Consider the following 13,800-nt stretch of genomic DNA (forward strand, 5'->3'; position numbering starts at 1 on the left):
CAAGGAGACAAGACTATGAACAAGACGACGAAGATGACCCTCGGCCTGCTGCTCGTGACCCTCTCGCTCGCCAGTTGCGGAGGGGGTTCCCCCGCCCCGGCCACCCTGCCCGACAATCCCGCAACCTTCACCGCGACGGCCACGAACAGCACCACGGCCCTGCTGAACTGGAGTGCCGTGTCGGGCGCCAGCAACTTCACCCTGGAGCGCAAGACGAACGGCGGGGCCTACGCGACGGTCGCCGCGAACCTGGGCGCGAACACGTACACGGACACGGCCCTCACGCCGAACACCTCGTACACCTACCGCCTGAAGGCCGTGAACTCCGCCGGGTCCAGCTCGGGCGTCGAGCGCACCGTCACCACCCCCGCGCCCGGCGACCCCGATTTCACCCTGAGCGCGCCGCGCTCAGTCACGATCCAGAGCGGGAAGAGCGGGACGGTGGACCTAACCATCACCCGCCCGCAGAATCCCGAGGGCACCGTCGCCCTGTCGCTGGAAGGGCCGGACGTGGGGAGTGGCGCGGGCAAGATCGCGGGTACTTTCGGCGGGGCGAACGGCACGACGCTCACCCTCAGCGTCGGGGCGGATGTTGCCGTCGGGCCCCACACCGTCACCGTGCGCGGCAAGAACGGCGCGGTCGAGAAAACTGCCCAGATCATCGTCAACGTCGAGCGGTGGCTCCTCGTGGACGACGACCGCTCCTCGAACAACTGGCCCGCGAACGACCCGAACAAGCCGGACTCGAATGCCGACACGTTCTCGCGGGCCGCGATGCAGGCGTCCGGCAAGACCTTCGAGGTCAAGGTGGTGCCCTACAGCGGCAGCGGCCAGGACAAGGACGAGCCGAACGGCCCGAGTGCGCAGGAACTGTCGCGCTACAGCGGCGTGATTTGGTACACGGGGGGCACCATCGTCCATCCCATCACCGACACCGACCGCGCCGAGCTGGCCGCGTTCCTGAACACGGCGAACCGCAAGCTGATCCTGCTCTCGCCCGGCTTCGTGCGCGACGGGGCGACGAACGGCGGGACGCTGGCCGCCCCGGGAACGGCGTACCAGCCCCTCGTGACGGGTCTGCTGGGCATCGACAAGGTGGCCTTCCCCGGTTCGGCGGCGTTCACCCTGACGGGCGAGGCGAACACGGTCATGGGCGGGATCACGGTGAACGTGGCGAGCTCCGTGCGCGGCTTCCTGCAACCCGGCGCGGGCGCCCAGGCTCTGCTGCGCGAGGGCACGAACGTCGTGGCGGCGGGCAAGGCGAACATCGGGGCCACCTCGACCTCCAGGGCGGTCCTCGGCGCCTTCAGCCTGGGGCACCTGGCGCAGGGCGACGCGGTGACGGTACTACAGAAATTGCTCCATTACTGAACGCCTTGAGCCGGCGGACAGGCGGGCGCGGGAGCTGGGCCTCCCGCCCGCTTCCCGGGAAGGCGGTGACCGGGAGCGAGGGTCATACGCATCCCCCGTACCGGCAACGGTTCGACCCGGGCCGAGTTGAACCGCTGCGGGAAGGACCGCTTGCCGAATCAGGCGTGATGAGAGAACTCTCCCACCATCCCCCAGCCATGCCCGGTCCCCCACCATCAGAGGGCAGGTCCAGTCGCGGCCGTGATGAGCCGTGAAAGGAGAAGGACATGGAAGAGGAAACGGGCGCACAGCTCATCGGGGTTGACGGGCGCGTGTATGTGCTGCGCGTGTGGTACGAGGGGCAGGCCCCAACCCAGCACTGGCGGGCCAGCCTGCGCGAGGGCACCCACGGCGAGCGGCGGCACTTCGCCAGCATCGACGACTGCATCGAACACCTGTACGGCGAACTCGTGCGGCGCTGAGGGCGGGCGTCCTGCCGGGGGCACTGCCGCGACACGCGGAAGGTGCCCCTCCCCTTTGGGCGCAGCACACGCCAGCGTCAGGATTGAATAGGGGAAGAAGCGAGGGCTCAGCCCGCCAGGGGCGTGGTCGCCGCCTGCGCCCGCTCGCGCAGGGGACGGGCCTCCTCCGGCTGCCCGGCCTCCTCAAAGGCCTCGGCGGCTTCGAGGTCGTACGCGGCGGCCTCCCCGAACCGGAAGGCGGCGCGCGCCTCCCCGGCGGCGCGGACAAACCACGGCGCGGCCTCGCGCGGGTCGCCGCCCTCGCGCCAGTGCCGGGCGACGCGGGCGGGCGGGGCGCGGTGCGCGGCGAGGGTCCGCGCGGCCGAGCGGTGCAGCAGTCGGCGCACCGCCCCCGGCAGCCCGGCCCGCACCGCCTCGGCGATCAGGTCGTGTTCGAACGCCGAGCCGCGCACGATCTGCGCCGCCTCCAGTTCCTCCCAGGCGGCGGCGGTCTCCAGCAGCGGCGCCCCGAGAACCTGCGCCACGAGGTCGAGGTCGAAGTCGCTGTCCAGAACTGCGGCGGCCCGGGCGGCGTGCAGCGCGGTCGGCGAGAGCCGGGACAGGCGCGAGGCGATCACGCCGCCTGCGGATTCGGGCAGCGGCAGGCGCGAGGCCCCCCCGGGCGCCCGTCTCGTGCAGGCTGCGCGCCGTCTCCAGCAGCAGCAGGGGATTCCCCCCGGTGAAGCGGGCCAGGTCGGAGGCCAGGTGGGCGCCGGGGGGCAGGTTGAGCCCCGCGACGAGTTCCTCGACCGCCTGCCCGTCCAGCGGCTCCAGCTCCACGAGGGCGACGAGCCCCGCCCCGACCATCGCTCCCAGCACGCCCTGCTGGTGGGGGGTCAGTTCCCCCTTGCGGAAGCAGTGGATGGTGCGGTAGGGCGCGCCCGGGTCACCCCAGCCCAGGTGCGCGAACACGAACGCGCCCGCCTCGATGCTCGCCCCGTCCATGAACTGCGTGTCGTCGAAGACCATGCGGCGCAGCCCCTGATCGATGGCGGCCCGCAGGGCCTCGGTCTTCGCCTGCCAGAAGCGCGTCTTCTGCGCCTCATCCGTGATGGGGGCGGGGGCAGGCCCGAGCTGCGGGAGGATGCGGGCGAGTTCCTCCCGCACCCAGCCGGGCAGCTCCAGGTCCGGGTAGGCTGCGAGAACCTGGCGGTAGGTGCGGGCGTGGGTGGCGTAGGGCAGCCCCCCGTCGCCCAGGCAGCCGCGGAAGCGCATCCCGCCCCCGTGCGCCTCCAGGAAGTCGAGGGCCAGCCGCGTCTTGCCCACCCCCGGCTCGCCGGTGAGGACGATCCCCTTGCCCGCCGCCCACGCCGCCTCCATCCGCGCCCAGGCCTCCTCGCGTCCCACGAGCGGGAGGCGCCCCACCCGCGGCGTGGGCGTGGCCTGTGCCGCGGGCCGGGCGGGCAGCGCCGCCCCGCGCCCGATGTCCCGCGCCAGGGCCTGCGTCTCGGGCAGCGGCGGGGTCCCGAACGCCCGGCGCAGGTCCTCGGCCCCCCGCTCGTACACGGCGCGCGCCCGCTCCACGTCGCCCAGCAGGTAGTGCAGCCGCATCTCGCGCCGCAGCGCGTCCTCGGAGGTGGGGTCGAGTTCGCGCAGGCGGCGTACCACGTCCAGGGCCTGGGCCCAGCGGCCCTGCTCCTCCAGCCGGGCGGCCTCGGCGCGCCAGGCGCCCGCGCGCTCGCCGTTCAGCCGCTCGCGCTGGGCCAGCAGCCAGTCGGTCAGCTCGGGCAACTCCGGCCAGGCGACGCCCTCCAGCAGCTCCCCGGAGCCCGGCGCGTCCCGCACGTCCACGGTGACCCCCGGTGCCAGGGCGAGCATGTCGCCCGCGACCACGAGGTCGGCCCCGAGCTGCCCCCGCATCCGGCGCAGCAGGTGGACGAGGTTGTTGCGCGCGCTCGCCTCCACCGTCTCGGGCCACAGCAACCCCGCGAGGTGGGTCCTGGGCACCTGGCCCTCCAGCCCGAGGTAGGCGAGGACCGCCAGCATCTTGCCCTCGCAGCGCCGGGCCCTCCCGTCCGGGGCACGCAGCCCGGGTTCGCCCAGCAGCGTGAGCCGCCATGTGAGGGGAACGTGTGACATACCTCAACGTAGCAGGGAACGCCCCCCGCGAAAGAAGGAATGAGGAACAAAGCGGGCGGCCTTCCCGCCTCACAGGGCCAGATGCCCCACCTCGGGCCGCCGGAGAACGGGCACGGTCACGTCCTTCCACCCGGCGGCCACGTCGCGGGTGTACTCGGCGTGGGTGCGGGGGGCCCGGCCCAGCAGCCACGCCGTCTGCCGCACCTGGGCCTCGTTCGTCCGCATGGCGAACCGTGCCAGCAGCCGGTAGGTCTTCTGGAAGTCGAGCGCCTTGCGGCCACCGTAGGCCTCCTCCAGCAGGCGGTCCGTGAGGTCGAGGTCCGGCGCGTAGCGGACGGGCCGGCCCAACGCCGCCGCCCAGTTCGCCGCCGTCGCCTCGCCGCCGAGGGACTCCGGGCCCACGAGCGCGTACGCCCCGGAGGGCACGCCCGGGTCCAGGAGCGCCCGCGCCGCCGCGTCGCCCACGTCCCGCGTGTCCACCCGCGAGATCAGCCGCAGCGGGAGCGGGTAGTGGCCCGACCGGATCTGCTCCAGGCAAAGCTCGTCGTTCTGGTAGTAGTTGCCGGGAATCAGCAGCACCGGATTCGTGCGTGAGGTGCGGACGCGCTCGGCGATCCGCATCTTGGGGCTGTAGTGGGGGAAGAGCAGGCGGTACAGCGTCCGCTGGAGCAGGCGGGACACGCGGCTGGCGCCGTCCGCGTGAACGCCCGCGAACACCAGCCGCACGCCCTCCCGCTCGCACGCGCGCACGAAGTTCCCCGCCATCCTCTCCTCGGCCTCGTCGTGCGGCGAGACGAAGAAGGCGGCCCGGACCCCGCGCAGCGCCCGCGCGACGGCCTGGGGGTCCTCCAGGGTGCCGCTCACCCGCTCCACGCTCTCCGGGAGGGCGGCCACCTTTCCGGGCGAGCGGACGAAGACCCGGACGGGTGCCCCCCGTTCCAGCAGGGCCCGCACGACCTCCCGGCCGATGGCCCCGGTGGCGCCCGCGACGAGGATGGGAAGTTCCGACCTGGCGAATGGTTGTGCCGTCATAGAGCCCTCCTGGCTTGCCCGGGGAAGGCTGCCGTTCGCCGCGAGTTCCGCGGCCCCTGCCCCCCGGGGTGCCCCCACCGTAGGGAGAGCCCCCTGATTGCACCGTGATCGGCCCGGTCGCCCGGTGCGGGCTGGGCGGCCGGGCCGCGCCTGCTAGGCCCCGCTCCCCACCCGTCCCGGCACGGCCTCCCGCGCGAGGCGGGCCGCCTGCTCGCCCTCGCGGTCTCCCGACTCCGCGTAGGCCCTGGCGGCGGAGGCGTAGAAGTCGGCGGCCTCGCCGGGGCGGAGGGTCTGCTCGGCGGCCTGGCCCGCCGCCATCAGCCAGGGGGCCGCCTGGCGGGGGTCGCCCGCCTCGATCCAGTGCCGGGCGACCCGCCCGGGATGGGCGGCGTGGCGGGCCAGCACCCGCGCGCTGGCCCGGTGCAGCAGCGTCCGCACGGTGGGCGACATGCCCGCGGTGACCGCCTCGCGCACGAGGTCGTGGCTGAAGCGCTCGCCGCTCACGATCTGGGCGCCCTCCAGCTCCTCCCAGGCGCTCGCCAGCTCGAACAGGCCCGTGCCCAGCACCTCGGCGAGCAGTTCCAGCGTGAAGCCGTCGCGCAGCACCGCCGCGCCCCGGGCCGCCTGGAGCGCCACCGGGGACAGACGGGCGAGCCGCTCGGCGACGAGGGGGGCCGCCCCGCCCGCCCGCGAGCGCAGCGCGTCGTCCACCGCGAACTCGCCGGTCTGGAACATGTGCCGCAGCGCCTCCAGCAGGAACTGCGGGTTGCCCCCCGTCAGGTCGTGCAGCTCACCCGGCAGGCTGGGCGAGGCCGCACCGGGCGCCACGTTCAGCTCGTCGAGCAGCGCCGCCACCGCCGGGCCGTCCAGGGGCTCAACGTCGATCCGCGCCGCGAGCCCGGCGGTCACGAGGCCGTCAATGTGCCGCTGGGTGCCCGGGGGCAACGTCCCCCGCCGGTAGATGATCACGTGCCGGGGCACCTCCCCCGGCGTCCCCATGGGAAAACTCTGCGTGAGGAAGAAGGCTCCCAGCTCGACGGTCGCCGGGTCGTAGTACTGCACGTCGTCGGTGATGACCGCCGCGAAGCCCGGCGCGGTGAGGCGCACGACCTCCAGGTGCGCCAGGAAGTAGTTCAGCCGGGTGGCCTCCGAGTCGATCGGGGCGGGCTCCTCCCCGCCCCGGAACTCCGGCAGCAGGCGTGACAGCTCGCGCCGGACCCACCCGGGCAGCTCGACGTGCGGGGCCGCGTTCAGCCGGGCGCGGATGTTGTGGGCCGCCGCCGCGAAGGGCACGTGTTCGGCGCCCGCGTGGCCGGGCAGGTACAGCGCGCGGCCCTTGCTGCCCACGAAGTCCTGGGCGAAGCGCGTCTTGCCCACCCCGGCGTCCCCCGTGACGTAGATCGTCTTGCCCGCCGCCCAGGCCGCCTCCATCTGTGCCCAGGCCCGCTCGCGCCCCACCAGGACGGGCGGGCGCAGCACCGCGAGCGGCAGGGTCCGCAGCGGCGCCTGGGCCGCGCCGTGCAGGGGCTCTCCCCGGTCGATCAGCCGGGCCAGGGCCTGGGTCTCCGCCTCGGGGGTCAGGCCCAGCTCGCGCTCCAGCCCCTCCTGGCACCGCTGGTACGCCCGCAGCGCCGCCGGGCGGTCCCCCGAGAGGTAGTGCAGCCGCATCACCCGCCGCCACGCCTCCTCCGAGAGGGGGTCGAGGTCCAGCAGGCGCCCGGCGGCCCGCAGCGCCTCCGCCCACTCCCCGCGCTCCTCGCTCCTCGTCGCCGCGCGGGCCAGGGCGGCCCGGCGCCGGGCGTCCAGCTCCTCCCGCCAGGCGGCGACCCAGTCGGCGAGGTCGGGCAGGTCGTCGAAGTCCAGGCTGCCCAGGAGTTCCCCGGCGGGCGCCGCCTCCCCGCCCTCTTCCAGCAGGTCCCGCACGTCCACCGTGACTCCGGGGATGAGGGCGAGCACGTCCCGCCCGCGCACGAGTTCCTCCCCGCACAGCCGGGTGAGGCGGCGCAGCAGGTGGACGAGGTTGTTGCGCGCGCCCGCCCCCGGCGTCCCGGGCCAGAGGAGCGCGGCCAGGCGCGACCGGGGCGCCGGTCCCTCCAGGGCCAGGTACGTGAGCAGGGCCAGCGTCTTGCGCTCGGGGCGCCACTCCCGGCCATCGGGCGCGACAAGTCGGGGCGTTCCCAGGACGAGAAGCTCCCATGGGGGTGGCGTGGACATGGAGAGCCCCAGGGTAGCAAATCGCCTCCCCCTGGGGCGTGGCGGATTCGGCCCCCCGGGCCAGCGCCGTTACTCGTCCCGGCCGTGAACCTGGGCGGGCGGGTGGGTGACCTCGACGGCGGTGAAGGGCTCCAGGATTTTGTAGTGGTGCTGCGCGCCCTCGGGGATCACCCACGAGTTGCCCGGTTCGAGCAGCAGCATCGACCCCTCGACGTGCAGTTCGGCCCGGCCCGCGATCACGTAGCCGATGGTCTCGTAGGGGCGGGCGTGGGGCTCGTCCCCCTCGCCCGGCTGCTCCTGCTCCCACAACCGCATCGCCATCGACTTGCCGCTGACCAGATACTTCTGGCCGAGCTTGCCCTTGGGAGAGTAGCGGGAGTCCACTTTCTGTGCGGTGGTATCGGCCATAGCCGCTCCAGTATCCACGACCACCCGCCCACCCGAAAAAGAGAAAACGGTCATGAAGCTCATCGCGGGCCGGGTGGGCTACCGGGGTCGAGGTGACGCCTGGCCGGAGCCGGCATACTTGCCCCGGCGGGGAGGGGAGAGGGAAAACAGGCCAGCATGGCCCGGCCCCGCCGCGGGTTTCAGGCGTTCGGCGGCCTCAGAAACGCTGGGCCATCCACCAGAACAGGGCCAGCGTGGCGAGCATCCCGGCGGGGGCCTCCCACAGCAGCAGGAAGGTCCGCCGCACGGCCCCCAGGCGCCAGGCCCGCACGGTCCCCACTCGCCTCTCCAGAAAGAGGAGGGAGAGGAACGTGTGCAGATAGCCCACCCCGACCGCCAGGAGCAGCGGCACCCACGCCTGGCGCGCATAGGCCCCGTCGCTGGCGAGGGCACCGGCGAGCAGCACACCGCTCAGACCCCCCGCCAGCCAACCCGCCGCCCGGATTCGCCGCCTGCCCGCCGTCTCCCGGGACTCCCCCACCTCGCACCCCCCGGCCGGAGCCGTCCCCGGGGTCAGGTGCCTGCGTCCTCCTGAGGGGAGTTCCGCCGGGGCCAGGGAGGGCGCCCGGCACCAACCCGTGGGTTGCCGGGTTATATGCAGACGGCGCGAAGTTGGATGTTCGGGACGCTGCGCCGGACCGGTCGGCGGCGCGGCAGGAGTGTCGCCCCTGATCCCCTCTGCAACGGCCAAGCCCGCTTCATGCTTCTTTCAACGCCTGGGCGTGCGGATGGGGGATGGTCTTGGGGTTGAGGCCGTGCGGACGGCCTTCACACGAATTCGCCGCCGGGAGGCCCACCATGACAGACCGTCAGGACGACGACGTTCAGCTTTCCGAGAGTGCGCCCGGGCAGGACGAGGCCCAGGGCGATTCCGCCGCAACGGCCCGCGCGGAGCAGGACGAGGCCCAGGACGACGGCCAGAATGGCCGCCCCTCGGACGATTCCGACCCCGGCCATAGCTGAATCCGGCCGAAGACCGCCCCGGGAAGGGTCTTTCCGGGGTCACCGTTCGCTGTGCCGGAAAGGACCCCTATGCTCAAGCGCTCCGCGCTTCCCGCCCTCCTCGCCCTGACGACGGCGCTCGGCCAGGGCCTGCCGCAATCCCCGGTTCAGCAAGGCCCGCGCCTGGAACTCGTCCATGCCTTTTACAACCAGATGCCGGTGGGCGTCACGGTGAACAGCCAGGGGCGCATCTTCGTGTCCTACCCGCGCTGGGAGGACATCGTGCCCTTCTCGGTCGCGGAGATCAAAAGCGGGCGCGAGGTGCCCTATCCCAACACCGACATCAACACCCTCAAGATCCCGAACAACTACGACTCCTTCGTGGGGGTGCAGGGCCTGCTGGTGGACGGCAAGGACCGGTTGTGGGTGCTGGACACCGGGACCATCAACCTCGGCCCCATCGTGGATCAGCGGGCGCCGAAGCTCGTGGGCATCGACACCCGCACGAACCGGGTGGTCAAGACCATCCGCTTCCCCGCGAACGTGGTGTTGAAGAACACCTACCTCAACGACCTGCGGATCGACCTGCGGTTCGGGCAGGACGGCGTCGCGTACATCACCGACTCGGGGGCGAAGTCGGGGGCCGGGATCATCGTGGTGGACCTCGCCTCGGGGCGGAGCTGGCGCAAGCTGACCGGGGACGCGACGGTGAAGCCCGTGCCGGGGTTCGTCTCCTTTGCCGACGGGAGGGCGCTGCTGGAACGGCCGCAGGGGGGACCTGCCCAGTATCTCTCCTTCGGGGCCGACTCCATCGCCATCAGCCCGAAGGGCGACGACCTGTATTACGCGCCGACCGCCTCGCGCCGCCTGTACGCGGTGCCCACCGCCGCGCTGCGGGACGAGAACCTGAGTGGCGCCGAGGTGAAGCGGCAGGTGCGCGACCTGGGGGAAAAGGGCGTGTCGGACGGCATGGCGGAGGACACCGCCGGGCGCCTCTACACGACCAACCACGAGCAAAACGCGATCATCCGCAGGCTGCCCAACAACGACTTAGAGACGGTGGTGCGTGACCCCCGCCTCATCTGGCCCGACACCCTCGCCATCCGGGGCGGCTACCTGTACATCCTGAGCAACCAGCTCAACCGCCAGGGGCGCTACCACTACGGCATCGACCAGCGGGTCAGGCCCTACGCCCTGTTCCGGGTGAAGGTGGACGCGCAGCCCGTGATTCTGCGTTAGGCCCCCGCGAGACAGGAGGAGCGTATGAAAGCAGTGGTCTGGCACGGTATAGGCGACATTCGGCTCGACGACGTTCCCGAACCCCGCATCGAGCAGCCGACGGACGCCACCGTGCGCCTGACGGCCAGCGCGATCTGCGGCACCGACCTGCACTTCGTACGGGGAACGGGCGGTGAGATGGTCCCCGGCACCATCCTGGGGCACGAAGGGGTGGGGATCGTCGAGGAGGTCGGCCCCGATGTCCGCAACTTCCGCCCCGGTGACCGGGTGGTCATCCCCTCCACCATCGCCTGCGGGTACTGCTCGTACTGCCGCGCGGGCTATTACGCCCAGTGCGACACTGCCAACCCCCACGGCCCCCTGGCGGGCACGGCCTTTTACGGCGGCCCCAAGATGAGTGGCCCCTTCCAGGGTCTGCAGGCCGAAAAGGCGCGCATCCCCTTTGCCGCAACCAACCTCGTGAAGGTTCCGGACTCCGTGACGGACCAGCAGGCGATCCTGGTCTCCGACATCTTCCCCACCGGCTACTTCGGGGCCGACCTCGCCGACATCAAGCCCGGCCACACCGTCGCCGTGTTCGGCTGCGGGCCGGTGGGGCAGTTCACGATCACCTCGGCCAAGCTGATGGGGGCGGGAAGGGTTTTCGCCATCGACCGCATCCCCTCCCGGCTCGACACCGCGCGGTACCAGGGCGCCGAGACGATCAACTTCGACGAGGAGGACCCGGTGGAGGCCCTGCGGCGGCTGACGGGCGGGATTGGGGTGGACTGCGCCATCGACGTGGTGGGGGTGGACGCCAAGCACGCCGACCACGGCCCGGCGGCGGCGCAGGCCCGGCAGGAGGAGGGGCAGTTCGAGCAGGAAGTCCAGCAGGTGGCCCCGCAGGGCACCGCCTGGAACGCGGGCAACGCGCCCAGCCAGGCGCTGGAGTGGGCGGTGCAGGGGCTCGCCAAGGCGGGGACGCTGAGCATCATCGGCGTGTACCCGCAGACCATGCAGAGCTTTCCCATCGGCATGGCGATGAACAAGAACCTGACGATCCGGATGGGCAACTGCAACCACCGCAAGTACATCCCGGACCTGCTCGACCTGATCCAGAGCGGCGCGCTCGACCCCGAGAAACTGCTCTCCCAGGTCGAGGAGATGCACACGGCGGTTGAGGCTTACCACGCCTTCGACGAGCGGCAGCCCGGCTGGCTGAAGGTCGAACTCGTGCCGGGCATGTAGATCACGGCCTGTTCGAACATCGTCCCGGGCGCCAGAGGAATTTTTCGGCGCCCGGACGTTATTTGCAGAAAAAGCTCTCCCCCCTTGAGGGCGGAGGCTGGGACTGGGACAGCTCCGCAGGAGAGGGGGCTGAGCGGGCACGGCATCAGAGGCTGGCCCGAATGTCCAGGCCCCCTCTCCCCGAGCCTCCCCCGCAAGGGGAGAGGGAGAAAAACCGCGTTCCCATCGCGCCTTTCCCGCTTACAGGTGGTCCAGCCGCCCGCCGTCCACCACCAGCCCGGTGCCCTGGATGAAGGCCGCGTCCTCCGAGGCGAGAAAGGCGATGGCCGCCGCGAGGTCCTGGGCTTTCCCCACGTCGGCGGGGTTGATCTTCTCCACGCCGCTTTTCACGTTGGGGTTGTCCCACAGCATGGGGGTGTCCACCGCGCCCGGCAGCACCGCGTTGACGCGCAGACCGCGCGGCCTGCCCTCGATGGCGGCGCTGCGGGTCAGCGAGAGCAGGGCCGCCTTCGCCGCCGCGTAGGGCGCGACCAGAGGCTCGGTCTCGCGGGCGTGGATGCTGGAGACGTTGACGACCGAGCTGCCCGGTTTCATGTGCAGAAAGCCCTGCTGGATGAAGAGAAAGGCGCCCAGGAGGTCCACCCCCAGCACCCGGTTCCAGTCGTCCAGCGTCAGCTCGGGCAGCGGCTTGAAGGTCATCAGGCCCGCGTTGTTCACGATCACGTCGAGGGTGCCGAAGCGGGCGAGCGTCTGAGCCACGCAGCCCTGCACCTGGTCAGGTTTGGACACGTCGCAGGGCAGGCCCAGCGCGTCCGGGGCCCCGGCGGCCTTCATCTCCTCAGCGGCCTTCTGCGCCTCGTTGCCGTGCAGGTCGGCGATCACGACCCGGGCGCCCTCCTGGGCGAAACGGGTGGCGGTGGCGAGGCCGATGCCGCTCGCCGCGCCGGTCACGATCACGGTCTTGTTCTGGAAGCGCATCTTCAGGTCCCTTTCGAGGAGGCGGGGTCGGAGGGGGCTGCCCGGTAGCGGTTCTCGCGCTCACGGGCATTGTTCTCCACCCGGCGCAGCACGGGTTCCTGCTGCTGGCTGGGTGGAAAGATCGGCAGCGACAGGACGACGCTCTGGGTGGGCAGCACGTCGCGCCACTGGGCGATGAGTTCCTTGTACGCTGCCCCCACCGGGCGGATGTTGCGGTCCAGGTCGTACAGACCGAGCGGGTTGACGTGGCCGTTGTTCTCGCGCAGGGCGGAGTCCCAGTCCACCTGATCGGTGAGCGAGTACCAGGTGAAGCCCACGATGGGCAGGCCGTCGTTGCGCACCCGCAGCACGTTCGCCCACTCCTTGCGCAGCCACCTCACCGCCTCGTCGCCGCCCGGCCCCTGGTTGAAGTTCGTCTCGGTGTGCATGATGGGCAGGCCGTAGCGGTTGTAATACTGGGTGGTGATCACCGAGTACCCGAAGATCTCGCCGCTCGCCTCCGTCCTGCCGTCGGGGTGGACGAGGTGTTCGTTCGTCACGTAGTAGTCGTTCCCCATGATGCAGTGGTGCTTGCGGGTCTCGTTCAGGAAGAAGTGGTATTCCGCGCGGGTCATGCCGTGGTCGAGCAGGTACTCGTACATCTCGGAGGACACCTGGTGCCCGTAGTTCAGGTCCAGGCTCAGGAAGCGCACCGCGTTCAGGATCTCCGCCGGGCGGATGGCGGCGGGGTTCTCGGCGTGGAAGTACTCGCTGGACTCGCTCTGGATGAAGATGGCGTCGGCGCGCACCGCCAGAATGGCGCGCATGGCGAGGACGTTCGCCTTCACGATGTGCTTGAGGGCGGTGACGAAGGCCGTGTCCGTCGTCATCTGCTCGTTCCACCAGCCGTACTTCGCCGAGAAGAGCGCAGTGATGTACATCTCGTTGATCGGCGTGTAGAGCTGCACCCAGGGATACCGCAGGGCGAAGGCCCGCGCGTAGCGCGCGAACTGCCCCGGGAAGTCGGGGTTCTGGAAGTTCCCGATCCAGTCCGGCACCCCGAAGTGGCACAGGTCGGTGATGGGGGTGATGTCCCGGCGCCGCAGCTCGGCGTACGTCTCGTCCGCGAAGCCCCAGTCGTAGCGGTCGGGGCCGAGCCAGGTGTTGTGCAGCGGCGGGCCGTAGCGCAGGTACTCGATCCCGAGTTCCCGCACGAGGTCGAAGTCCTTGCGCCACAGGTCGTAGTGGCGGCACTTCTCCATCTCGTCCATGCGGACCCGGCCACCCTGGATGGTGGGGTACGAGTTCTCGATGCCGGTGGCGAACATGAAATAGATCAAGTCGGGACCTCCGCAGGGGATACCGGAGTGTAGGCGCGGCTGTGGGAGGAGGGCATGCCTAACCCTGCCCCCCCGTCCTCCGGGCGAGGGCGACGAGGCCCAGCAGCCCGATCAGGTAACTCAGCAGCACCGGGAGGGGCCGCCGCCCCCACCCCAGCCGCCCGGGTACAAGGTGGTCGAGCGCCCCGTGCGGCAGGCCGAACAGGACCACGCTCAGCAGCAGCGGCACGAAGGCGTACTGCGAGAGCCACCCCGGGGCGAGGTTCCATGCGAGGAGCAGCCCGGCCACCGCCCCCCACGGCAGCGCGACGAGGGGCCGGGGAACAGGCCAGGACGGGCGGGCGGCGGGCAGGCGGGCGGGGGCGGCGTCCACACCGCGCATTCTCGGGGGATCACGCCGGGCGGCGCTTCTCCAGGATGGGGGGTCGGCCGTGGGGAACTTCATCGCCGGG

13 protein-coding genes are annotated in these 13,800 nt (G+C 71.6%); 5 read left to right on the plus strand and 8 right to left on the minus strand.

What is annotated here, in order from left to right; all coding sequences use genetic code 11:
- Window positions 1-15 precede the first annotated feature (15 nt).
- Entirely contained in the window at window positions 16-1,371 is a 1,356-nt protein-coding gene (locus tag DAERI_RS10795; RefSeq protein ID WP_103129441.1) for a fibronectin type III domain-containing protein, read from the plus strand.
- A 266-nt stretch (window positions 1,372-1,637) separates the two neighbouring features.
- Window positions 1,638-1,832, plus strand: a complete 195-nt coding sequence (locus tag DAERI_RS10800) for a hypothetical protein (RefSeq protein WP_103129442.1) — start codon at window positions 1,638-1,640, stop codon at window positions 1,830-1,832.
- Between the two features lie 183 nt (window positions 1,833-2,015).
- On the opposite strand, the gene DAERI_RS10805 is transcribed toward DAERI_RS10800, so the two are convergent.
- The 5 genes from DAERI_RS10805 to DAERI_RS10825 form a co-directional block, all read right to left on the minus strand.
- On the minus strand, window positions 2,016-3,950 hold the full coding sequence (locus DAERI_RS10805; RefSeq protein ID WP_103129443.1) for an ATP-binding protein: 1,935 nt from the start codon (window positions 3,948-3,950) through the stop codon (window positions 2,016-2,018).
- A 69-nt stretch (window positions 3,951-4,019) separates the two neighbouring features.
- Entirely contained in the window at window positions 4,020-4,982 is a 963-nt protein-coding gene (locus DAERI_RS10810) for an SDR family oxidoreductase (RefSeq protein ID WP_103129444.1), read from the minus strand.
- A gap of 153 nt (window positions 4,983-5,135) precedes the next feature.
- Window positions 5,136-7,196 carry an ATP-binding protein gene (locus DAERI_RS10815; RefSeq protein WP_103129445.1) on the minus strand — a complete coding sequence of 687 codons (2,061 nt, stop codon included), beginning with the start codon at window positions 7,194-7,196 and terminating at the stop codon, window positions 5,136-5,138.
- Window positions 7,197-7,265: 69 nt separating this feature from the next.
- Window positions 7,266-7,658 (minus strand): cupin domain-containing protein, encoded by a 393-nt coding sequence (locus DAERI_RS10820; protein WP_235610343.1) that lies wholly within the window; start codon window positions 7,656-7,658, stop codon window positions 7,266-7,268.
- Between the two features lie 142 nt (window positions 7,659-7,800).
- Window positions 7,801-8,124, minus strand: coding sequence for a hypothetical protein (locus DAERI_RS10825; RefSeq protein ID WP_133162012.1), 324 nt, complete (start codon window positions 8,122-8,124; stop codon window positions 7,801-7,803).
- Window positions 8,125-8,441: 317 nt separating this feature from the next.
- Between DAERI_RS10825 and DAERI_RS22405 the strand changes: the two genes are divergently transcribed.
- The 3 genes from DAERI_RS22405 to DAERI_RS10835 all read left to right on the plus strand — a co-directional run bounded on the left by DAERI_RS22405 (window position 8,442) and on the right by DAERI_RS10835 (window position 11,051).
- Window positions 8,442-8,606 (plus strand): hypothetical protein, encoded by a 165-nt coding sequence (locus tag DAERI_RS22405; RefSeq protein ID WP_165794161.1) that lies wholly within the window; start codon window positions 8,442-8,444, stop codon window positions 8,604-8,606.
- Window positions 8,607-8,675: 69 nt separating this feature from the next.
- Window positions 8,676-9,824, plus strand: a complete 1,149-nt coding sequence (locus tag DAERI_RS10830) for an L-dopachrome tautomerase-related protein (protein WP_103129448.1) — start codon at window positions 8,676-8,678, stop codon at window positions 9,822-9,824.
- A 24-nt stretch (window positions 9,825-9,848) separates the two neighbouring features.
- Window positions 9,849-11,051, plus strand: coding sequence for a zinc-dependent alcohol dehydrogenase (locus DAERI_RS10835; RefSeq protein ID WP_103129449.1), 1,203 nt, complete (start codon window positions 9,849-9,851; stop codon window positions 11,049-11,051).
- A 240-nt stretch (window positions 11,052-11,291) separates the two neighbouring features.
- Here DAERI_RS10835 and DAERI_RS10840 read toward each other — a convergent pair whose 3' ends face one another.
- The 3 genes from DAERI_RS10840 to DAERI_RS10850 are packed head-to-tail and all read right to left on the minus strand — an operon-like array spanning window position 11,292 to window position 13,793.
- A complete protein-coding gene (locus DAERI_RS10840) occupies window positions 11,292-12,029 on the minus strand; it encodes an SDR family NAD(P)-dependent oxidoreductase (RefSeq protein WP_103129450.1) in 738 nt (245 codons plus the stop codon).
- A gap of 2 nt (window positions 12,030-12,031) precedes the next feature.
- Window positions 12,032-13,348 carry a glycoside hydrolase family 1 protein gene (locus tag DAERI_RS10845; RefSeq protein WP_103129451.1) on the minus strand — a complete coding sequence of 439 codons (1,317 nt, stop codon included), beginning with the start codon at window positions 13,346-13,348 and terminating at the stop codon, window positions 12,032-12,034.
- A 58-nt stretch (window positions 13,349-13,406) separates the two neighbouring features.
- Entirely contained in the window at window positions 13,407-13,793 is a 387-nt protein-coding gene (locus DAERI_RS10850) for a hypothetical protein (protein ID WP_133162013.1), read from the minus strand.
- Window positions 13,794-13,800: the final 7 nt, after the last annotated feature.

It is taken from the genome of Deinococcus aerius (assembly GCF_002897375.1).
GTDB lineage: Bacteria > Deinococcota > Deinococci > Deinococcales > Deinococcaceae > Deinococcus > Deinococcus aerius.

Bases quoted from the DNA above. Each gene is read 5' to 3' on its own strand.
- DAERI_RS10795 (WP_103129441.1), top strand. From the start codon at position 16: ATGAACAAGACGACGAAGATGACCCTCGGCCTGCTGCTCGTGACCCTC.
- DAERI_RS10800 (WP_103129442.1), top strand. From the start codon at position 1,638: ATGGAAGAGGAAACGGGCGCACAGCTCATCGGGGTTGACGGGCGCGTG.
- DAERI_RS10805 (WP_103129443.1), bottom strand. From the start codon at position 3,950: ATGTCACACGTTCCCCTCACATGGCGGCTCACGCTGCTGGGCGAACCC.
- DAERI_RS10810 (WP_103129444.1), bottom strand. From the start codon at position 4,982: ATGACGGCACAACCATTCGCCAGGTCGGAACTTCCCATCCTCGTCGCG.
- DAERI_RS10815 (WP_103129445.1), bottom strand. From the start codon at position 7,196: ATGTCCACGCCACCCCCATGGGAGCTTCTCGTCCTGGGAACGCCCCGA.
- DAERI_RS10820 (WP_235610343.1), bottom strand. From the start codon at position 7,658: ATGACCGTTTTCTCTTTTTCGGGTGGGCGGGTGGTCGTGGATACTGGA.
- DAERI_RS22405 (WP_165794161.1), top strand. From the start codon at position 8,442: ATGACAGACCGTCAGGACGACGACGTTCAGCTTTCCGAGAGTGCGCCC.
- DAERI_RS10830 (WP_103129448.1), top strand. From the start codon at position 8,676: ATGCTCAAGCGCTCCGCGCTTCCCGCCCTCCTCGCCCTGACGACGGCG.
- DAERI_RS10835 (WP_103129449.1), top strand. From the start codon at position 9,849: ATGAAAGCAGTGGTCTGGCACGGTATAGGCGACATTCGGCTCGACGAC.
- DAERI_RS10840 (WP_103129450.1), bottom strand. From the start codon at position 12,029: ATGCGCTTCCAGAACAAGACCGTGATCGTGACCGGCGCGGCGAGCGGC.
- DAERI_RS10850 (WP_133162013.1), bottom strand. From the start codon at position 13,793: ATGAAGTTCCCCACGGCCGACCCCCCATCCTGGAGAAGCGCCGCCCGG.